This window comes from Pseudomonas sp. GW821-FHT04D07 (assembly GCF_059420225.1).
This window is the reverse complement of the sequence record NZ_JBWKTH010000004.1, coordinates 232890-253946: the sequence shown is the minus strand read 5'-3', so window position 1 is coordinate 253946 and position 21057 is coordinate 232890. Positions and strand designations below refer to the sequence as shown.

The 21057-nt window shown below is 61.3% G+C and carries 18 protein-coding genes; 6 read left to right on the top strand and 12 right to left on the bottom strand.

What is annotated here, in order from left to right; all coding sequences use genetic code 11:
* Nucleotides 1-250: 250 nt before the first annotated feature.
* Nucleotides 251-1216, bottom strand: a complete 966-nt coding sequence (locus tag AC07T0_RS08590) for a GlxA family transcriptional regulator (protein ID WP_495000746.1) — start codon at nt 1214-1216, stop codon at nt 251-253.
* Nucleotides 1217-1325: 109 nt separating this feature from the next.
* On the opposite strand from AC07T0_RS08590, the gene AC07T0_RS08585 reads away from it, so the two are divergent.
* On the top strand, nt 1326-1619 hold the full coding sequence (locus AC07T0_RS08585) for a hypothetical protein (RefSeq protein ID WP_495000745.1): 294 nt from the start codon (nt 1326-1328) through the stop codon (nt 1617-1619).
* A 121-nt stretch (nt 1620-1740) separates the two neighbouring features.
* Here AC07T0_RS08585 and AC07T0_RS08580 read toward each other — a convergent pair whose 3' ends face one another.
* Entirely contained in the window at nt 1741-2640 is a 900-nt protein-coding gene (locus AC07T0_RS08580; protein WP_495000744.1) for a LysR family transcriptional regulator, read from the bottom strand.
* 137 nt (nt 2641-2777) lie between these two features.
* On the opposite strand from AC07T0_RS08580, the gene AC07T0_RS08575 reads away from it, so the two are divergent.
* Entirely contained in the window at nt 2778-3683 is a 906-nt protein-coding gene (locus AC07T0_RS08575; protein ID WP_495000743.1) for an alpha/beta fold hydrolase, read from the top strand.
* Between the two features lie 91 nt (nt 3684-3774).
* Here the strand turns inward: AC07T0_RS08575 and guaA are convergent, their stop codons facing one another.
* The 4 genes from guaA to AC07T0_RS08555 form a co-directional block, all read right to left on the bottom strand.
* The gene (gene guaA, locus AC07T0_RS08570; RefSeq protein ID WP_495000742.1) at nt 3775-5352 is read right to left on the bottom strand and encodes a glutamine-hydrolyzing GMP synthase; all 1578 of its coding nucleotides are present in this window, start codon (nt 5350-5352) and stop codon (nt 3775-3777) included.
* Nucleotides 5353-5457: 105 nt separating this feature from the next.
* The gene (gene guaB / locus AC07T0_RS08565; RefSeq protein ID WP_495000741.1) at nt 5458-6927 is read right to left on the bottom strand and encodes an IMP dehydrogenase; all 1470 of its coding nucleotides are present in this window, start codon (nt 6925-6927) and stop codon (nt 5458-5460) included.
* Between the two features lie 82 nt (nt 6928-7009).
* The gene (locus tag AC07T0_RS08560; protein WP_495000740.1) at nt 7010-7558 is read right to left on the bottom strand and encodes a sugar ABC transporter ATPase; all 549 of its coding nucleotides are present in this window, start codon (nt 7556-7558) and stop codon (nt 7010-7012) included.
* A gap of 54 nt (nt 7559-7612) precedes the next feature.
* Nucleotides 7613-8380, bottom strand: coding sequence for a sulfite exporter TauE/SafE family protein (locus AC07T0_RS08555; protein WP_495000739.1), 768 nt, complete (start codon nt 8378-8380; stop codon nt 7613-7615).
* A gap of 100 nt (nt 8381-8480) precedes the next feature.
* On the opposite strand from AC07T0_RS08555, the gene AC07T0_RS08550 reads away from it, so the two are divergent.
* The 4 genes from AC07T0_RS08550 (at nt 8481) to leuA (ending at nt 13965) form a co-directional block, all read left to right on the top strand.
* Nucleotides 8481-9380: a LysR family transcriptional regulator gene (locus tag AC07T0_RS08550; protein WP_495000738.1), complete on the top strand. Its 900-nt coding sequence runs from the start codon at nt 8481-8483 to the stop codon at nt 9378-9380.
* A 187-nt stretch (nt 9381-9567) separates the two neighbouring features.
* Nucleotides 9568-10947 (top strand): exodeoxyribonuclease VII large subunit, encoded by a 1380-nt coding sequence (gene xseA / locus AC07T0_RS08545; RefSeq protein ID WP_495000737.1) that lies wholly within the window; start codon nt 9568-9570, stop codon nt 10945-10947.
* 18 nt (nt 10948-10965) lie between these two features.
* Nucleotides 10966-11787: a peptidoglycan DD-metalloendopeptidase family protein gene (locus AC07T0_RS08540; protein ID WP_495000736.1), complete on the top strand. Its 822-nt coding sequence runs from the start codon at nt 10966-10968 to the stop codon at nt 11785-11787.
* A gap of 495 nt (nt 11788-12282) precedes the next feature.
* Nucleotides 12283-13965, top strand: a complete 1683-nt coding sequence (gene leuA / locus AC07T0_RS08535) for a 2-isopropylmalate synthase (protein ID WP_495000735.1) — start codon at nt 12283-12285, stop codon at nt 13963-13965.
* Between the two features lie 178 nt (nt 13966-14143).
* Here the strand turns inward: leuA and AC07T0_RS08530 are convergent, their stop codons facing one another.
* From AC07T0_RS08530 to hisS, 6 genes are all read right to left on the bottom strand, one after another.
* Complete coding sequence (locus tag AC07T0_RS08530; protein ID WP_495000734.1) at nt 14144-14938, bottom strand: amidohydrolase; 795 nt, start codon at nt 14936-14938, stop codon at nt 14144-14146.
* The gene (locus tag AC07T0_RS08525; protein WP_495000733.1) at nt 14926-16074 is read right to left on the bottom strand and encodes a pyridoxal phosphate-dependent aminotransferase; all 1149 of its coding nucleotides are present in this window, start codon (nt 16072-16074) and stop codon (nt 14926-14928) included. Before AC07T0_RS08525 ends, AC07T0_RS08530 begins: the two co-directional genes overlap by 13 nt.
* Nucleotides 16075-16187: 113 nt before the next feature.
* On the bottom strand, nt 16188-17663 hold the full coding sequence (gene der / locus AC07T0_RS08520) for a ribosome biogenesis GTPase Der (RefSeq protein ID WP_495000732.1): 1476 nt from the start codon (nt 17661-17663) through the stop codon (nt 16188-16190).
* Nucleotides 17664-17928: 265 nt separating this feature from the next.
* Nucleotides 17929-19080 carry an outer membrane protein assembly factor BamB gene (gene bamB, locus AC07T0_RS08515; RefSeq protein WP_495000731.1) on the bottom strand — a complete coding sequence of 384 codons (1152 nt, stop codon included), beginning with the start codon at nt 19078-19080 and terminating at the stop codon, nt 17929-17931.
* Nucleotides 19073-19714, bottom strand: a complete 642-nt coding sequence (locus tag AC07T0_RS08510; protein ID WP_495000730.1) for a tetratricopeptide repeat protein — start codon at nt 19712-19714, stop codon at nt 19073-19075. The genes bamB and AC07T0_RS08510 overlap by 8 nt, the downstream gene beginning before the upstream one ends.
* A gap of 40 nt (nt 19715-19754) precedes the next feature.
* Complete coding sequence (gene hisS / locus AC07T0_RS08505; RefSeq protein WP_495000729.1) at nt 19755-21044, bottom strand: histidine--tRNA ligase; 1290 nt, start codon at nt 21042-21044, stop codon at nt 19755-19757.
* Nucleotides 21045-21057 lie beyond the last annotated feature (13 nt).

Sequence of the window (21057 nt, the reverse complement as noted above, 5' to 3'; positions counted from 1 at the left end):
TGCATGACGCAGAACCTTCTCGATCTCCTTGATCGGGTGTCTTGCTCTAGCCATCCATAGCCTCCAGTCTTGCTCCAAGCGCATAGGTTGTCAACTGACAACCAAATCCATTTATCGACAAAAAATGACACTCCCGGCACTTCAATTCAGTGCCGGTTTCTTGAGTGTAGGGAGGGATGGCGTCGAGGCTGAGCGAGGTATTTACGAGGTGTTGCGAAGGCCGGATGAACGCTGTTTCGTATACGGGCCGTCAGCGCAAATCAGCACGCAGCTCACGCACGCCGCGCCCGAGTCGTCGGCGCAAGAGCGTACGTAGCGTGGCTCCGTCTTCGTAACCGACTTCGGTGGCAATCGCTTCAATGTCGAGCCCACTGCCATGCAGCAGCGATTGCGCGCGTTCGACCCGCAGATCCTGAAAATAGGCCAGCGGTGACTTGCCCAGCACTTCCTGGCAACGACGCTGCAAAGTCCGTGTACTGACCGCCAGCGCACTCGCCGCTTCCTGCAACGAAAAGCCGGCCTTCAGATGATCGCGGGCCCAGCGTTCGAACAGCTGGATCAACGGATCGGCCTGGGCCAGATGGTTGGGGATGATGTAAGGCGCCTGCAGCGAACGAATATCGGCCAGCAGGTAACGTGAAACCAGGGCCGACAACTCCGGGCTCGCCGAGCGGATCAACCAGAGGACCAGGTCGAGATGGCCCATTGCGGCGCCAGCGGTCACACCGATGTCCGTGGGCACGAGCATACGCGACTCGTCGAGCAGCACCCGCGGATAACGTTGCCGAAACAGCGGCGCCAGCGACCAGGTCGTCGTCGCCTGCCGATCATCGAGCAGACCGGCCTCCGCCAGCAGGAAGGTACCGATACAGGCCGCGGCAATCCGTACGCCTTCGCTGTGCCAGGTGCGCAGTTGCGCCATGGCCCGTTTCACATCGGCCCGATCAAGGGCGGGGATCAGCCGATCCGGAGTGATCGTATTCAGTGCCGGCACGATCACCCAATCCGGCTTCAGATCCGGCGTGATGGCTTGTACGGGAATCGTGAAGCCCTGGCCGGAGCGCACCCGTTTGTTCACGCCGACGGTTGAGACCTCGAAACGCGGTGCTCCGCCCGTCAGGAGGGACGCGAGCCCATTCGCCGCCCGGAGCGAATCGAGCGTCACCGCGAGCCCGGTATCGAATAATCCATCAAGAGCGAGGACTGAAATGCGCATGGCGTAAATGACCATAAAGTTGTCATTTGTGATGATAAGGTTTTTGGCCGGCGAGGACTACTGTGCTCTCCATTGCGCAACGCAATGAACGTCAATCCAGGAGATACACATGAAAGTCCTAGCCATCGCCTCGATCAACCAGCCACTCACCCCGGAGCAACGCCAGCAGATCATGCCGAGCGAAGTACCGGCTACGCTCAAGCTCTATCTCGACGGCAAGATCGAACAGTTCTGGTTCCGCCAGGACAAGCCCGGGGTGATCTTCCTCATGAACGTCGAAACTCTCGAAGAGGCCAAGGCGGCGGTGGAATCGCTGCCACTGACGGCGGGCGGTTTTGCCGAGTATGAGTTGATGCACGTCGGTCCACTCGCCCCGCTCGGCTTGCTGCTGCAGGGCAAGTAAACACAGGAGGCACCGAGACTTTCAAAAAGCAGTGGGGGGTAGCCGTCAAAAGGCTACCCAATCACAGGAATTTGTTACCCCCCCACAGCTCTTCAACGACAGATGCACATTTGTTATCGATTCAAACCGCGTCCCAATAGGGCGGGCTCCCAAATGCCTCACGAAGCCAGTCCGCCAGTGCCCTGAGCTTCGCCGAGGGATGCTGACCGTCAGGATGTGCGATATAGATGAACTCCTGCTCAGCCTCTATGCCGATATCGATTTTCGCCAGGGAGCCGGCCTTGAGGGCCTCGCCGACAATAAACTGCGGCAGCAAGGTAATGCCCAGACCGGCCACCGCCGCATCCCGCATCAGGTCCCCATTGTTGAGCACCAAATCGGACCGCCCATGGACGATGAGGGTGTGTCCTTGCTGCATGAAACGCCAATCCGCACCACCGCGATTCGAGTAGAAAATACCTCGATGCCCTTCCAGCTCAGCAGGCGTGGTCGGCTTGCCATTGCGCGCCAGGTATTCCGGCGACGCTACAAGGACACGCCGGCTGGTGGCCAACGTCCAGGCCACAAGATAGCGATCCTGGATCACGCCGTGCCGCACGATGGCGTCAAACCCGTCAGCGGAGGGGTCCACCCGACGATCATTCAAATCCAGCGTGATCTGTATATCCGGGTGCTGCGCCATAAAGGGGTACAAGGCCGGCCCAAGATGCATTCGCCCAAATGTCACAGGGGCCGAGATCCGCAGCGAGCCGGAAAGCGTGTCCCGACGCTTGGACATGGCGGCTGACGCCTCCTCGACCTCCTTTACAATTCGGATTGCGCGCCCCAGAAACTCATGCCCGTCTTCAGTCACTGAAATTTTGCGAGTCGTTCTCTGAAGCAGGCTGGTGCCCAGCTCTTTTTCGAGCTCGGCAATTCGATCGCTCACCACGGATCGGGATACACGGAGCCTGAGAGCGGCTTCAGTCAGAGACTTGCATTCGGCGACCATCACAAAGGTCGCAATTCCATCGAGCTTCATGATTGTTCGGTTTTTCCGAAATCCTGATCAGGAATTCGAAGGCTACTCCTTCAAATTGCCCAGGGCCACACTGGCGTCACTCCCTCGGGCTAACAGTGATCGCCAAGTGGCCATCCCCGCAGGGTTAGGAGTCCATCATGCTCAAATACTTTGCCGCGACTGCAATCGCATTGGCTCTGGCCCTGCCGGCAGCCGCCGAAGTCCGGCCATTCCCCAAGTCATTCCACGCCCAAGAGATTCAAGCCAACGGCGCAACCCTCCATGTCGTGAGTGGCGGACAAGGTTCAGCGGTCGTACTGATCCACGGCTTCGGTGACACCGGCGATATGTGGTCTCCACTGGCGACCGAGCTGGCCAAGACCCATACCGTGGTCGTACCCGACCTGCGTGGCATGGGGCTGTCGTCTCATCCTGAAGGGGGTTACGACAAATGGAACCAGGCGGCGGATATCCGCGCCGTGCTGGGCAAGCTGGGGATCGACCATGCCGCGATTGTCGGGCATGACATCGGCACCATGGTCGCCTACGCCTATGCCGCTCGCTACCCGGACAAGACTGACCGTTTGGTCGTGATGGATGCCCCGGTACCGGGTATCCCGCCGTGGGACCAGATCGTACGGATGCCTGCGCTGTGGCATTTCAACTTCGGAGGGAAGGATGCCGAACGTTTGGTTGCTGGTCGCGAACGCATTTATCTGGATCGATTCTGGAACGAGTTCGCCGGCGATCCCGCGAAAATCGACGAAGCGACCCGCCAGCACTACACCCGGTTCTATGCTCGCCCAGGTGCAATGCATTCGGCATTCGCGCAGTTCCTGAGTATCAACCAGGACGCGGAGCAGAACCAGAAGGTGATGGGTAACAAGCTGAACATGCCAGTGCTGGCAATAGGGGGCGCCAAGTCCTTCGGCGCGAACGAAGCCATCGTGATGCGCAATGCCGCCACCGATGTCACCGAAGTGGTGATTCCCGATGCGGGTCACTGGCTGATGGAAGAGGCGCCGGTGCCGACGATTGCGGCGATCAAAGGTTTTATCAAGTAAGCCTTTGCTTCTTACCTAATCGGAACCCATTTCAAGGAGATAACGCGCGACCCTCAAGCCGCGCGTCCGGCACCCTGGTTACAGGTACTGGTTACTCCCACTCAATCGTCGCCGGCGGCTTGCTCGACACGTCGTAGGTGACGCGGGAGATGCCTTCGATCTCGTTGATGATCCGGCCACTGACGGTTTCCAGCAGCTCGTACGGCAGGTGCGCCCAACGGGCGGTCATGAAGTCGATGGTTTCCACCGCACGCAGGGCCACGACCCAGGCGTAACGACGGCCGTCACCGACCACACCCACCGATTTCACCGGTTGGAACACCACGAACGCCTGGCTGACCTTGTGGTACCAGTCGGCCTTGCGCAGCTCTTCGATAAAGATATGGTCAGCGCGACGCAGCAGGTCGGCGTACTCCTTCTTCACTTCACCGAGGATCCGCACGCCCAGGCCCGGGCCCGGGAACGGGTGACGGTAGACCATGTCGTACGGCAGGCCGAGCTCCAGACCAAGGCGACGGACCTCGTCCTTGAACAGCTCGCGCAGCGGCTCGACCAGCTTGAGGTTCATCTCTTCCGGCAAGCCACCCACGTTGTGGTGGGACTTGATCACATGGGCCTTGCCGCTTTTCGCGCCAGCCGACTCGATCACGTCCGGGTAGATGGTGCCCTGGGCCAGGTACTTGATGTTGTCCAGCTTGTTGGACTGGGCATCAAACACGTCGATAAAGGTGCGACCGATGATCTTGCGCTTCTTCTCCGGATCGGACTCGCCGGCCAGGTTGTTCAGGAACTGCTCTTCGGCGTTGGCGCGGATCACCTTGACGCCCATGTTTTCGGCAAACATGGCCATCACTTGCTCGCCTTCGTGCAGGCGCAGCAGGCCGTTGTCGACGAAGACGCAAGTCAGTTGGTCGCCGATGGCCTTGTGCAGCAATGCAGCCACCACCGAGGAGTCCACACCGCCGGACAGGCCCAGCAGGACGTTGTCGGTGCCGACCTGGGCACGGATGTTGGCGATGGCGTCTTCAGCGATCTTCGACGGCGTCCACAGTGCTTCGCAGCCGCAGATATCGAGGATGAAGCGCGACAGGATGCGGCCGCCCTGCTTGGTGTGGGTCACTTCCGGGTGGAACTGCACACCGTAATAACCCAGGTCGTCGTTGAACATGCCGGCAATCGGGCAGCTCGGGGTGCTGGCCAGGACATGGAAGTCGGCCGGCATCCGGGTGACCTTGTCACCGTGGCTCATCCAGACGTCGAGGCCGAACAGGCCGTCGGCGTCGACGTGGTCTTCGATGCCATCCAGCAGGCGGCTCTTGCCGACCACATCGACACGGGCGTAACCGAACTCACGCAACTCGGAACCTTCGACCTTGCCACCCAACTGCTCGGCCATGGTCTGCATGCCGTAGCAGATACCGAAGACTGGAACCCCCAGGTCAAACACGGCTTGCGGGCAGCGCGGGCTGTCGGCTTCGTGCACGGACTCGGGACCGCCGGCGAGGATGACGCCTTTGGGAGCGAATTCGCGAATCGCTTCATCGTCCATGTCGAACGGATGCAGTTCGCAGTACACGCCGATTTCACGCACGCGGCGGGCGATCAGCTGGGTGTACTGGGAACCGAAGTCGAGGATCAGGATGCGGTGGGCGTGAATGTCGAGGGCCATGAGTCATTCTCGTCTGTGAAATCAGAAACAACACGGGGCTGTCATCAACAGCCCCGGTTCAAATTCGTCAATCGCCTCCCGACCTCGGCCAGGAGGCGATCACTATCAACCTACGCGATAGTTTGGAGCTTCCTTGGTGATCTGCACGTCGTGAACGTGAGATTCGGCCATGCCGGCACCGGTGATACGCACGAATTCAGGCTTGGTGCGCATTTCTTCGATGTCGGCGCTGCCGGTGTAACCCATCGAGGAACGCAGGCCGCCCATCAGTTGATGGACGATGGCGCTCAGGGAGCCCTTGTAGGGTACGCGCCCTTCGATGCCTTCCGGTACCAGCTTCTCGGCACCCGCGGAGGAGTCCTGGAAGTAGCGGTCGGAGGAACCCTGGGATTGCGACATCGCCCCCAGCGAACCCATGCCGCGGTAAGCCTTGTAGGAACGGCCCTGGAACAGTTCGATTTCGCCCGGAGCCTCTTCGGTACCGGCGAACATCGAGCCCATCATCACGCAGGAAGCACCGGCGACGATGGCCTTGGACAGGTCACCGGAGAACCGGATACCGCCGTCGGCGATCAAGGGTACGCCGGTGCCTTCAAGGGCGGCGGCGACGTTGGCGATGGCGCTGATTTGCGGTACGCCGACACCGGCAACGATCCGGGTAGTGCAGATCGAGCCAGGGCCGATACCGACCTTGACCGCATCCGCGCCCGCTTCGGCCAGGGCCTTGGCGGCCGCGCCGGTGGCGATGTTGCCGCCGATCACCTGGACTTCCGGGAAGTTCTGCTTGACCCAGCGAACGCGGTCGATCACGCCTTTGGAGTGACCGTGGGCGGTGTCGACCACCACCACGTCGACACCGGCATTGACCAGTGCGGCCACGCGATCAGCGGTGTCTTTACCGGTGCCGACCGCGGCGCCGACACGCAGACGACCTTGGTCGTCCTTGCTGGCCAACGGGTAAGCCTTGGATTTTTCGATGTCCTTGACGGTCATCATGCCCTTGAGGGCGAACTTGTCGTCGACGATCAGCACTTTTTCCAGACGGTGCTTGTGCAGCAAATCGCGGACTTCGTGCTTGTTGGCGCCTTCGCGGACCGTGACCAGGCGCTCTTTAGGCGTCATCACTTCACGAACCGGGACATCCATGCGGGTTTCAAAACGCACGTCACGGGAAGTGACGATACCGACCAGGTCGCCGTCATGCAGCACCGGCACGCCGGAGATGTTGTGCATGCGGGTCAGTTCGAGCAGTTCACGCACCGTGGCATCGGCCTCGATGGTGATCGGGTCCTTGACCACGCCGGCTTCGAACTTCTTGACCTTGCGCACTTCGGCAGCTTGCTGCTCGATGGTCATGTTCTTGTGGATGATGCCGATACCGCCTTCCTGGGCCATGGCAATGGCCAGACGGGCTTCGGTCACGGTGTCCATGGCGGCGGAAACCAGCGGAATATTCAGCTCGATGCCACGGGTAAGGCGGGTCTTGAGACTGACTTCGTTAGGGAGTACCTCGGAATAACCGGGCACTAGGAGAATGTCGTCGAAGGTCAGAGCTTCTTGGCTGATACGCAGCATCGCGGGGGCTCCCGAGCGGGAAAATGGAAGCGCGCCATTATACTCAGATGGACCCCTGGGCTCAATGTAAACCTTGGCTTATTTAAAGCTGCACTTTCACCCAGGCTACCGGCTGATCCAGCCAGTCGGCGAACTCGTCGAGAAAACTCTGCTTGAAGCCGGCTTCAGCCCAGTTGTTGAAGATAAAGCCCAGATTGGAAAAAGCGCACTCCTGCAGGAACAGAAAGCCGTTGATATCGTCTTCATGACCGCACAGCGGGCAGATAAAGTTCTCGGTGCGCCCCGGCATCCAGTCTTCTAGGCTGTCGAACAACGCCTCGCCAACTTCCTTGCGGCACTCGGCGCAGCCCGCCTCTTCGAGAAAGCCCTTGGCCGGGGTATAGATGCAGCGTTTGGTGACGATCTCCAGGCCGTTGATCGGCTCGTGGAACGGCAATGCATCGGGGTGCAGGACCACGCTGGCGGCGCCCGGGGCAATAGCGTGGGCCATGCGGTTGCCGGTGCGCCCGCAGGTGCTCAGTTGTTCCTCGACGATGTTCTTGCGCACCAGCCAGCGCACGATGGCCCGGGCCCGGGCTTCGTGGACCGGCAAGGTGGAAATCTTCGGGACGATGATGCTTTGCGAATTCATGGGTACGGCCTGGAGCGTTTGCGACCCGGCAGCTTAATCCCTGAAACCCCGAGGTCAAGTGCTGAAGTAACGGGTGATCAGGGCAATCCCACTGGCCAGCACCAGCCAGGTCACCAGGCGCACGAAGGCTTCACGCGACAGCCGGCGGGTCAAACGCCTGCCGATCCAGAGGCCCAGCGCCATCGCTGGCAGCAAACACAGCGCCAACATCAATAAGGGTAGCTCGGCATAGACCCCGGCGATCACGAACAGCGACAGACGCACCACCGTGCTGCAACTGATCAGCGCACTTTGCGTGGCTCGGGCCGCGTCCTTGGGCAAGCGGCTGTTGAGGTAGATCGCATAAAGAAAGCCGCCACTGCCAAACAGTGCGCCGAACATCCCGCCCACCGTGCCCATGGGCACCGCCCACCCGACGGCCAGTTGCGTCGGCCGCACCTTCACCAACAGGCTGTAGACCGCATAGGCGCTGATAAACAAACCCATCAGCAGCAACAGGATGTCGGACTTGAGATTCAACAGGAAGATCACCCCCAGGGTGCAGCCCACCGCCATGCAGGGTAGCAACCGCAGCAATTCGGGTTTGGCCACATCCTTGCGCGAAGGCAGCAGATTGCCAAAGGCCGCGACAAAATCCAGCAGCACCAGCAGGGGGACGATTTTCGACAGCGGCATAAACAGGATCAGGATCGGCCCCGCCAGCAGCGCCGTGCCGAAACCCGCCACGCCGAAGACGATATAGGCCAGGGCCACACCCAGCTCCACCACCAACCAATCGGTGGCGCTGAACGGCCACTGGTTCAACAGTGCAACAAGACTCATGAAGAACACTTCCACAATGGGTTCGATTGACTTTAGCCAGTGCCGAGCCTTGCGACTAATATATTCAAAGCCCGACACCCATCTCGAAAAGGCATGACTCGTGATTTCCACCCGCCAATTGCGCTACTTCGTCGAGATCGCCGAATCCGGCAGTTTCAGCGCTGCTGCCGAACGCCTGTTTATCGCGCAGTCGGCCTTGAGCCGGCAAATCAAGGAACTGGAAAACCATTTGCAGACGCCCTTGTTCGAACGTACGGCGCGCCAGCCGAGGCTGACCGCGGCCGGCGAGGCCTTTTATCCGCGGGCGCGCAATCTGCTGAGCGAACTGAACAAGGCCAGCGAACTGGCGACCCAGGTGGGTAAAGGGCAGCTGGGCACCTTGCGCCTGAGTCATTCCAGCACGGTGCCGATGAGCGGTCGATTGCTGCGGGCGATCGGTCATTTTCTGGCGCAGAGCCCGGGCGCGTCGATGGATATCGTCAAGCTGTCCTCCGAAGCCCAGCTCGAAGAACTCGCCGAGGGGCGGCTGGATATCGGCCTGTTGCGCCTGCCGGTACTGCGCCAACGCGAGGGTGTGCAGATCCTGCCGCTGTTCAGCGAGCGCCTGCTGCTGGCGGTACCGCCGAATCATCCGCTGGCGGGTTCGACCGAGGCCGTCGACCTGGCGAGACTGAAAGATGAAGCCTTTATTTCCATTCCCCATCCGCAGCGCGGTGGTTTGAGTTATCTCTCGGCTGAATTGTGCATGCGCCAGGGTTTCTTTCCCCGGGCGGCGCGAGTGGTGTCGCGCAAGACCACCCAGTTGCAGTTGATCCAGGCCGGATTCGGTATCGCGCTGCTGCCCGAGTCGATGCGGGACATCGCCCCGACGAATATCCATTTCCTGCCCCTCAAGGATCCGGATTGCCAGAGCACCCTGGCCCTGGCCTGCCGCCAGGACCCGACACCGCTGGTGGCGCAGTTTGTCGAGCGGTTCGGCGAAGACCTCCAACGCCCTTGAAAACACCACGAACCTTGTAGGAGCAGGGTTTATGTGGGAGCGGAGCTTGCCCGCGAAGCTTTTAGCGTCCTCACGGCCGCCTTCGCGAGCAAGCTCTGCTCCCACATTGGATCCAGGTTGCACACAAAATCTGCGTTCGACGACATAACGTAGAGATTGGCAACCGAATGCCTTTATCATGCCGCCCATGATTAAAGATCCCTTTTCACGCCTGGGCCTCGACCGCGAAGTCCTCACTGTCAGCCAGCTCAACGGCCGCGCCCGGGTGTTGCTCGAAGACGTGTTCAGCAATATCTGGGTCGAAGGCGAAATCTCCAACCTCGCCCGCCCGGCGTCCGGCCATATCTATTTCACCCTCAAGGACAGCGGCGCCCAGGTGCGTTGCGCGCTGTTCCGGCAGAACGCCGCCCGAGTGCGTCAGGCGCTGAAGGACGGCCTGGCGGTCAAGGTCCGTGGCAAGGTCTCGCTGTTCGAAGGCCGTGGCGACTATCAGCTGATTCTCGATACCGTCGAGCCGGCCGGTGATGGCGCCCTGCGCCTGGCCTTCGATGCATTGAAGGAAAAACTCAGCGCCGAAGGCCTGTTCAGCGCCGAACGCAAGGTCCCCCTCCCCGCCCACCCGCAGCGCATCGGCATTATCAGCTCACCCACCGGCGCGGTGATCCGCGACATCATCAGCGTGTTCCGCCGCCGCGCACCGCAGGTCGAGCTGACGCTGATCCCCACCGCCGTGCAGGGCCGCGAAGCCATCACGCAAATCGTCCGAGCGTTGCAGTTGGCCGATGCCAAGGGCTTCGACGCGCTGATCCTGGCCCGTGGCGGCGGTTCGCTGGAAGACCTCTGGTGCTTCAACGAAGAGGCCGTGGCCCGAGCCGTGGATGCCTGCGTCACGCCAATCGTCAGTGCCATCGGCCATGAAACCGATGTGTCCATCAGCGACTTTGTCGCCGACGTCCGCGCCCCGACCCCATCCGCCGCCGCCGAACTGCTGGCTCCAGACTCCAGCGACCTGCAACGCCGGATCGAGAGCCTGCACCGCCGCTTGGTGATGCGCATCCGCGACCGCCTGATGCGCGACCGCCTGCGTCTCGACGGCCTGGCCCGCCGCCTGCGCCACCCCGGTGAACGCCTGCGCCAACAGGCCCAGCGCCTGGATGACCTGGATATGCGCATGCGCCGGGCGTTCGAACGCCAGCTCAATACCCGCCGGGAAAAACTGATCCGCCTGGAAACCCGTCTCGCCGGGCAACATCCGGGGCGGCAACTGGCACTATTACGCCAACGCCTGGACAGCCTCTCCTCGCGCCTGCCCCGGGCCATGCACGAAGGCCTGAAGGCCCGGCGCCTGCAACTACAAAGCCAGATGCAGACGCTGCATGTGGTCAGTCCGCTGGCCACCCTCGGCCGCGGCTACAGTATTTTGCTGGACGAGCGCGGCCAGGCCATCCGCAGTGCCGAGCAGACCCACACCGGCCAACGCCTCAAGGCGAAACTTGGTAACGGGGAGTTGCAGGTTCGGGTCGAGGACAATCACCTGACGCCCGTCACCCTTTCTTTACTGGACTGACTTTCAAGGGATCCGAGCATGCCCCGTTTTCTTGCCGCCCTGCTGTTGCTGGGCCTCGCCTTCAACGCCCACGCCGACAGCTATCTCACCCGCCTGCTGAACAAACCGGTGCCCGGCGGCGTGGCTGTGGTCGATCTCGGAGCAAACGCCCAGGCGCCCAAGGCCAGTTACCAGGGCAAGCCGGTGCTGGTGGTCAAGGAACAGAACAGCTGGCTGGCGATTGTGGGGATTCCCCTCAGCGTGAAGCCCGGCAGCCAGCAAATCAGCTCGGCGGGGCGCAACCTGAGTTTCAACGTTACCAGCAAGAAATACCCGGAACAGCACATCACCTTGAAAAACACCCGCCAGGTCAACCCGAACCCGGCCGACCTCAAGCGCATCGATGAAGAACTGGCGGTGCAGATTCGGGCCTATCGCAGCTTCAGCCCCGGTACGCCGAGCAACCTGCTGTTGGACAAGCCGGTCAACGGGCCACTGTCGAGCCGCTTCGGCGTGCGTCGGTTCTTCAACGGCGAGGAGCGCAACCCACACGCCGGGCTGGACTTCGCGGTGCCAGCAGGTACGCCGATCAAGACCCCGGCAGCGGGCAAGGTGATTCTGATCGGCAATTACTTCTTCAATGGCAACACGGTGTTCGTCGACCACGGCCAGGGCTTTATCAGCATGTTCTGCCATATGTCGAAGATCGACGTGCAGGTGGGCCAGTCACTGGCCCGTGGTGCGGTGGTGGGCAAGGTCGGCTCCACAGGGCGGGCGACCGGCCCCCATATGCACTGGAACGTCAGCCTGAATGACGCGCGGGTCGATCCGGCGATCTTTATCGGCGCGTTCCAGCCCTGATCCCCGGAACACCACCGCCCCCCTGTAGGGGCGAGCTTGCTCGCGATGGTAGTCCAGGCACCACTGGGTATCAGGTGCCCCCGCGTTATCGTTGACGTCCATCGCGAGCAAGCTCGCTCCTACAAGGACCTCGTTCAGTCTGGGCGACCGATGTTGCAGCCAACCATCCCAGCGGCAAAGATTGCGCAGGTCCAAAATAGTGCGCAATTGTTCTAGATTTTCAGTCGATCAAGCAGAATAAAATCTCGTAAAAGTCGATTTTCTGAGTATTTCTCTCAATTTTTCACACAGGCTTGCCATCTTTCACCCCAGTGGTTAGGGTTGAAGACATGAAAACTTCTCACACCCTCATTCAGCGACGTCAACATCGCAGCCTCTGCCTCGTCAGCGCACGACTGCCAGGCTGAATCGCCCGACCTCGCCCCTGGTTTTCTCCCTGATAACGCTTCACCGGCCGGCCGCCTTTTTTCGGCCCTGACCCCAAGGAATATTCCCATGAGCATGCTCAAAGACCCGTCTTCGAAGTACCGTGCGTTCCCGACCATTGACCTCCCGGACCGCACCTGGCCGTCGAAAACCATCACCAGCGCGCCGATCTGGTGCAGCTCCGACCTGCGCGACGGCAACCAGTCGCTGATCGAACCGATGGACGCGGTGAAGAAACTGCGCTTCTGGAAAACCCTGGTCAGCGTCGGCGTGAAGGAAATCGAAGCCTCGTTCCCGGCTGCCTCGCAAACCGACTTCGACTTCGTGCGGACCCTGATCGAAGACAACCACATCCCCGCGGACACCACCATCCAGGTGCTGACCCAGGGCCGTGAAGACTTGATCGCACGTACCTTCGAATCGCTGCGCGGGGCGAAAAAAGCCATCGTTCACCTGTACAACGCCACCTCGCCGTCCTTCCGCCGCATTGTCTTCAACCAGGACAAGGACGGGATCAAGGCCATCGCGGTCAACGCCGCCAAGCTGTTCGTCAAATATGCCGCTCAGCAACCGGAAACCCAGTGGCAGTTCGAATACTCCCCGGAAACCTTCAGCGCCACCGAGCTGGAGTTCGCCAAGGAAGTCTGTGACGCGGTGATCGACGTCTGGAACCCGACGCCCGAGCACAAGGTGATCCTCAACCTGCCGGCCACGGTCGAGTGCGCCACCCCGAACATCTATGCCGACCAGATCGAGTGGTTCGGTCGTCATATCAACCGTCGTGACAGCGTGATCATCAGCCTGCACACCCACAACGACCGTGGCACCGGCGTGGCCGCCACCGAACTGGGCCTGATGGCCGGCGCCGACCGCGTCGAAGGCTGCCTGTTCGGCAACGGCGAGCGTACCGGTAACGTCGACCTGGTCACCGTGGCCCTGAACATGTACACCCAGGGGCTCGACCCACAGCTGGACTTCTCCGATATCGACGGCGTGCGCAAAGTCGTCGAAGAGTGCAACCAGATTCCGGTGCACCCACGTCACCCGTATGTCGGCGACCTGGTCCACACCGCCTTCTCCGGTTCCCACCAGGATGCGATCCGCAAGGGCTTCGCCCAGCAGCAAGCCGACGCCCTGTGGGAAGTGCCGTACCTGCCGATCGACCCGGCCGATATCGGTCGCAGCTACGAGGCGGTGATCCGCGTCAACAGCCAGTCGGGCAAGGGCGGCATCGCCTACCTGCTGGAACAGGAATACGGCATCAGCCTGCCACGGCGCATGCAAATCGAATTCAGCCAGGTGGTACAGCGGGAAACCGACCGCCTTGGCCTGGAAATGAGCGCGCAGCAGATTCATGCCCTGCTGCACAGCGAGTACCTGCAAGCCAACACTCCGTATGCGCTGGTCAGCCATCGCCTGCAGGAAGAGAACGGCAACAGCACCGTGGAAGTGGAAGTGTCCGGCAAGGGCCAGGGCGAGACCAACCTGCACTGGCGCGGCAAGGGCAACGGCGCCCTGGAAGCGCTGGTGGCCGGTCTGCCGCTGCCGGTGGAGATCATGGACTACAACGAGCACGCCATCGGTGCCGGGACCAACGCCAAGGCCGCGGCCTATATCGAACTGCGGGTCAACGGCGAACGTGCGGTGCACGGCGTGGGGATCGATGAAAACATCACCACCGCCAGCTTCAAGGCGCTGTTCAGTGCGCTGAACCGCTCGTTGAGCCAGGTGGATACCAGCAAGGCGGCGTAAGCGTCGGCTGACAAAAAAAGGCCTCGGTGGTATGAACCCCCGAGGCCTTTTTTGTGCGTTTGAGTCCGTCATCGCCGGCAAGCCGGCTCCCACAGGAGAGCATGCCAACTCCTGGAGTTGCGTACGCCACAAATCCCGTGTGGGAGCCGGCTTGCCGGCGATAAACGATAACGCGGTGTTACTGATGCAACTCGAAGCTGTCAGCATCCAGGTAAGCCGGAAACCGCGTCCGATAGGCCGTCAGTTCCGCCGCGCTCAAGGTGACCTGGAACACCCCATCGGCCTCCCCCGCGCCCAGCAGCGACTCGCCTTGGAAGTCCAGCACCTGGCTGTCGCCGGTATAAGCGAAACCCTTGCCATCGGTGCCGATCCGATTCACCGCCGCGACATAACACAGGTTTTCAATCGCCCGTGCCGGTAACAACCGGTTCCAGTGCAACCGTCGTGCACCCGGCCAGTTGGCGGTGTACAGCAGCAGGTCGGTGTCCTGGGCATCACGGCTCCACACCGGGAAACGCAGGTCATAGCAGATCAGCGGACGTACCCGCCAGCCCTTGAGCTCGAACTGCATCTGCCGCTCGCCCGGGGTGTAGTGGTTGTGCTCACCGGCCATGCGGAACAGATGCCGCTTGTCGTAGTGCAGCAGCTCGCCATCCGGCCGCGCCCACAACAGACGATTGCGGTGACTGCCATCGGCGGCGCGGACAATCACGCTGCCGGTGATCACCGCATCGAGTTTTTTCGCCTGCTCGCGCAGCCAATGACTGGTCGGGCCATTTTCGGCTTCGGCCAGGGTCTGCGACTCCATGGAGAAACCAGTGGTGAACATCTCCGGCAGGATCACCAGATCAGCGCCCACGGCCTGCTCCAGCAGTCCTTCGAAATGTTCCAGGTTGGCCTGGCGGTCATGCCAGGCCAAAGTGGTCTGCACCAACGCGACCGTCAGGTCCGGCAAGCCGGTCAAATCACGCATAGTTTTTCCGCCGCCTCACGCAGCGTCTCCTCGCGTTTGGCAAAACACAGCCGTACCAGGCGCTGCCCTTCCGGCGGGTTCTGGTAGAACACCGACACCGGAATACTCGCCACACCATGCTCGCGGGTCATCCACACGGCCATGTCGACGTCGTTCAGGTCCGGGCGGATCTGCGAGTAGTCGACCAGTTGGAAGTACGTCCCCGCGGCCCGGGTGAAGCTGAAACGCGACTTGCCGAGCAGGTCGCAGAACAGGTCGCGCTTCTCCTGATAGAACGCCGGCAATTCCTCGACATGCTCCGGACGCAGCGCCATGAAATCGGCCAGCGCATACTGCAACGGCGTCACGCCGCAGAAGCTGACGTACTGGTGCACCTTGCGCAGCTCGGCGGTGAGGGCCGGCGGCGCCACCACATAACCGGTTTTCCAACCGGTGACGTGATAAGTCTTGCCGAACGAGCTGACCACAAAGGCGCGCTGATACAGCGCCTCATGACTCAGCACGCTGGCATGGGGTACGCCGTCGAACACCAGGTGCTCGTAGACCTCATCGCTGACCAGGTAGATATCGCGATCGGCGATCAATTTCGCCAACTGGTCCAGCTCGGCATGAGTGATCAGTGCACCGCTGGGGTTGTGCGGGCTGTTGAGGATGATCATGCGGGTGCGCGGGCTCAGCGCATCGGTGAGCTTCTGCCAGTCGATGGCGAAGTCATTCAAGCCCAACTGCACATGCACGCAACGACCGCCGGCCAATTCCACCGAAGGTTCATAGCTGTCGTAGCAGGGGTCGAAGACGATCACTTCGTCGCCGGGGTGGATCACCGCCTGGATCGCGCAGAAGATCGCCTGGGTCGCGCCGGGGGTGATGGTGATCTCGGCATCGGCATTCACATGCACGCCGTAGCTGCGGGAGATTTTCGTCGCCACCTGCTGGCGCAGGGCGGGCAGCCCGGTCATCGGGGCATACTGGTTGTGGCCGTTGTTGACGTGCCGGCCAACGGCGTCGCGCAGGGCCTGCGGCCCCTCGAAATCCGGGAAGCCCTGGGACAGGTTCAGCGCGCCGGTTTCCACCGCGAGCGCAGACATACGGGTAAAGATGGTGGTGCCGACATTCGGCAACTTACTGCTGATCATGGGGGCGTTTTCCCAGCTGAACATCCGGCTCTACGGGGCACGGGAGGGTTCGAGGATAACGTAAACGGCAGGCATGAAAAAGGGCGCCGAAGCGCCCGTTCTCATGCCCTGGATCAGCGTTTCTTGTCACGACGCTTTTTATCGGCCTGCTTGTGGTGCGACATCATCCGGCGCTTTTTGTTGACCTGACGGTCGGTCAGCGCGGTCTTCTTGCCTTCGTACGGGTTCTCGCCGCCCTTGAACTCGATGCGGATCGGCGTCCCTACCAGTTTCAACACGCGACGGTAGGTGTTTTCCAGGTAGCGAACATAGGACTTCGGCACCTTCTCCACCTGGTTGCCGTGGATCACGATCAACGGCGGGTTGGCCCCACCCAGGTGCGCGTAACGCAGCTTGATCCGACGGCTGTTGACCATCGGCGGCGCGTGCTCGCTCACGGCGTCTTCGAGAATCTGGGTCAGACGGCTGGTCGGCCAGCGGGTCACCGCCGACTTGAAGGAGTTCTGCACCGACTGGTACAGGTTACCCACGCCAGTGCCGTGCAAGGCCGAGATGAAGTGGATGTCGGCGAAATCGACGAAGAACAACCGGCGTTCCAACTCGATTTTGACGAAATCACGCTCGCCCGGGGTCATGCCGTCCCATTTGTTCAGGGCGATCACCAGCGCACGCCCCGACTCCAGGGCAAACCCGAGCAGGTTGAGGTCGTGGTCGACCACCCCTTCGCGGGCATCCATGACGAAGATCACCACGTTGGCGTCCTTGATCGCCTGCAAGGTTTTCACCACGGAGAACTTTTCGACTTCCTCGTGGATCTTGCCGCGCTTACGCACACCAGCGGTGTCGATCAGCGTGTACTTTTCTTCATTACGTTCGAACGGGATGTAGATACTGTCGCGGGTGGTGCCCGGCTCGTCATAGACGATGACCCGGTCTTCACCGAGCATGCGGTTGACCAGGGTCGACTTGCCGACGTTCGGACGACCGATGATGGCGATCTTGATGCCATCTTTTTCGCTCGGGCCGGGAATACGCTTGGCTTCTTCACCTTCGGCAACGTCTTCGATCTCACCGTCTTCCGGCTCGTCTTCGTCGTCTTTCGGGAAGTCGCTCAGGGCGATTTCCAGCATCTGGGTGATACCGCGACCGTGGGCGCCAGCGATCGGGATCGCGTCGCCCAGGCCCATCGGGCTGAATTCGGCGCGGGCCATATCCGGGTCGATGTTGTCGACCTTGTTGGCGACCACGTAGGAGCGCTTGTTACGTTTGCGCAAGTGCTCGCCGATCATCTGGTCAGCGGCGGTGAAGCCGGCTTTGGCATCCACCAGGAACAGCACGACATCGGCTTCTTCAATGGCCAGCAGCGACTGCTCGGCCATTTTTTCATCCATGCCATGCTCGTCGCCGGAAATACCGCCGGTGTCGATCAGGATATAGGTGCGCCCCTGCCACTTTGCCTCACCGTATTGGCGATCACGGGTCAGACCGGACAAGTCGCCGACAATGGCGTCGCGAGTCCTGGTCAGGCGGTTGAACAGGGTGGATTTGCCGACGTTCGGTCGGCCCACCAGGGCGATTACGGGAACCATGCGGCTCTCCACTTCGTTATTTCAGAAAATACAAAAGCCGCTGCAAGGCAGCGGCTGGTGCTCGGGGCAGCACCGGGAGGTGCCGCAAACCTCATGAAACGAGGCCGCCTGTGGGATCAACGCCAAACCTGTAGGAGCGAGCTTGCTCGCGATGGGCCGGGGCGCCGCGGTGCATCAGATGCCCCACGTTATCGTTGACGACCATCGCGAGCAAGCTCGCTCCTACAAGTGATGCGCTGGGATGCCCCCAAGCATAGTCAAACCTTTACTTGATGGTCAGGGCTTCCAGTTTGCCACTGTTGCCATACACGTAAATCATGTCACCTACCACCAGCGGACGGGTACGCAGGCCGTCGCTGTCGATGCGCTCGCGACCGACGAAGCGACCGTCCACCTGGCTCAGCAGGTGCAGGTAGCCTTCGAAGTCGCCCACGGCAACATAGCTGGAGAACACTTCCGGTGCCGACAGCTGACGGCGAGCCAGGGCATCGTTGCTCCAGATCGCCGTGGTGGAACGTTCGTCGACGCCTTCAACCGTGCCGGACGCCAAGGCGACATAGACACTGCCGAAACCCTGGGCAACACCCGAGTAGCTGGAAGCATCACGCTGCCAGAGCACTCGACCGCTTTCCAGGTCCAGTGCCGCCATGCGGCCCTGGTAGCTGGCGACATACAAGCTGCCGCCGGACAACAGCAGGCCGCCGTCGATGTCGACGATGCGCTCCAGCTCCGAACGCCCTTGCGGGATGGCCACGCGGGTTTCCCACGCCGGCACGCCGTTATGGGTATCCAGGGCGACCACTTTACCGCTGGACAGACCCGCCACCGCCAGGTGGTTGGTCACGATCGGTGCGCCGGTGCCACGCAGGGTCAGGACCGCCGGGGAACTGTCGTACAACCAGCGCTGGTGACCGGTGTCGGCATCGAGGCCGATCACACGGTCGTCCTGGGTCTGCACAACCACCACATCACCGTTGGTGGCCGGTGGCGCCAGCACTTCGCTGGTCACCTGGGCGCGCCATTTCTGCTCGCCGCTGCTGGCATCCAGGGCAATCACTTCGCCCTTGAGGGTGCCCATCAGCACCAGGCCGTAGCCGACGCCGATGGCGCCGGAAACCGGCAGCTCCAGGTCTTTCTTCCACTTCACGTCGCCGTTCATGCGGTCCATGGCGATCACTACACCGGTCGCATCGGCCGCGTAGAGGGTATCGCCGTCAATCGCCGGCACCAACATGTTGTAGATCTTGCCCTGGCCGTCACCGATGGAACGGCTCCACTCTTTATGCAGAACCACTTCTTCCTTGAAGGAAGTCAGTTCGGCCGGTGGCAGTTCTTTCTTGCTGTTGCTGCTGCAACCCGCGGCCAGAATGGCCAGAGCCAGCAATGCTGCATGTTTCCAACGGATCACGTCACGCATCCCCTTTGGCCAGGTCGTCCAGCTTGATTTGTAAGCCACCGACCGCTGCTTCATCAGACAGCGCCGCCTTGGCCTTTTGGTACGCGGCATGGGCTTCATCGGTCCGACCCAGTTGAACCAACAGGTCCCCCTTGAGTTCTTCGCGACTGGCCAGGAACGCCTTGTCAGCATCGCCGTCGAGCAGTTTCAGTGCGTCGTCGACCTTGTTCTGTGCCGCCAGCACCTGGGCCAGGCGCTGACGCGCGACTTCGCCCAGGGTGACGTTGGCCGGTTTGTCGATAATGGCTTTCAGCTCACGAGCAGCATCGTCCAGCTTACCGGTATCGACCGCGACTTTCGCCACGAACAGGCTGCCGTATTGCGCATAGGCGCTCCCGGCAAAGTCGGTATTGAGCTTGTTGGCCAGGTCCGCCACGCGCCCAGGGTCGGGCTTGCCGTCCGGCGTCAGGGTGGTTTCCAGCAATTGCTGATAGAGCACCGAGGCGCCTTGCGCCTGGTTGTTCTGGTATTTGTGCCAAGCCTGCCAGCCGAACACCACTACCAGGGCCAGCAAGCCGCCAGTGACCAGGGGTTTGCCGTTACGCTGCCACCAGTCCTTCAACTCCGCCAAGTGATCATCTTCGGTACTCGACACCCCAATACTCCTTATTCTCTAAATCGGCTGTTTTACAGCTTCAACCCTGCACGACGCAGGTGGCCAAGTGCTCGGAAAGAGCCTCCCAGGCAATGCTTTGTTGCTCGCCCTGGCCACGCAGGGGTTTGAAACCTACCACTTGCTGAGCCAACTCGTCGTCGCCGAGAATCAAGGCGTACAGCGCACCGCTTTTGTCAGCTTTCTTGAACTGGCTCTTGAAGCTGCCGGCACCGGCGTTGACCTGCAAACGCAGGTTCGGCAGCTGGTCACGGACCTTCTCGCTCAGGGCCAGGGCCGCGAGCTCAGCGGCTTCACCAAAGGCGCACAGGTAGACGTCGACCTGACGGGCAATTTCTTCCGGGACCTGCTCCAGGGTTTCCAGCAGCAGGATCAGCCGCTCGATGCCCATGGCAAAACCCACGCCCGGGGTCGGCTTGCCGCCCATCTGCTCCACCAGGCCATCGTAGCGACCACCGGCACAGACTGTGCCCTGAGCGCCCAATTGGTCGGTGACCCATTCGAAAACGGTCTTGCTGTAGTAGTCCAGCCCGCGCACCAGCTTGGGATTGATCACGTACGGGATACCGGCTGCATCGAGACGGGCCTTGAGGCCTTCGAAGTGCAGACGCGATTCTTCGTCGAGGTAGTCGGCGAGTTTCGGCGCATCCACCAGCGCGGCCTGGGTATCCGGGTTCTTGGTGTCGAGCACCCGCAGCGGGTTGGTCTTCAGGCGGCGCTGGCTGTCTTCGTCCAACAGCTCGAGACGCGCGCTGAGGAACTCCACCAGGGCCTCGCGATAACGTCCGCGGGCCTCGCTGGTGCCCAGGCTGTTGAGTTCGAGCTTGACCGCGTTGCGGATGCCCAGCAGGCCCCACAGGCGCCAGGTCAGCACGATCAGTTCGGCGTCGATGTCCGGGCCGTCGATATTAAAGACTTCGCAGCCGATCTGGTGAAACTGGCGATAACGGCCTTTCTGCGGACGCTCGTGGCGGAACATCGGGCCGATGTACCAGAGCTTCTGCGGCTGGCCGCCACCGGTGATGCCGTGTTCCAGCACCGCGCGCACACAGGCTGCGGTACCTTCCGGACGCAAGGTCAGGGAATCGCCGTTGCGGTCCTCGAAGGTGTACATCTCTTTTTCGACGATATCGGTCACTTCACCGATGGAGCGCTTGAACAGCTCGGTGAATTCGACGATCGGCATGCGGATCTGCTTGTAACCGTAGTTATCCAGCAGGCGCGCAACGGTGCCCTCGAAATAGCGCCACAGCGGCGTCTGCTCGGGCAGGATGTCGTTCATGCCACGAATGGCTTGCAAAGACTTGCTCACAAAATATCCTTAA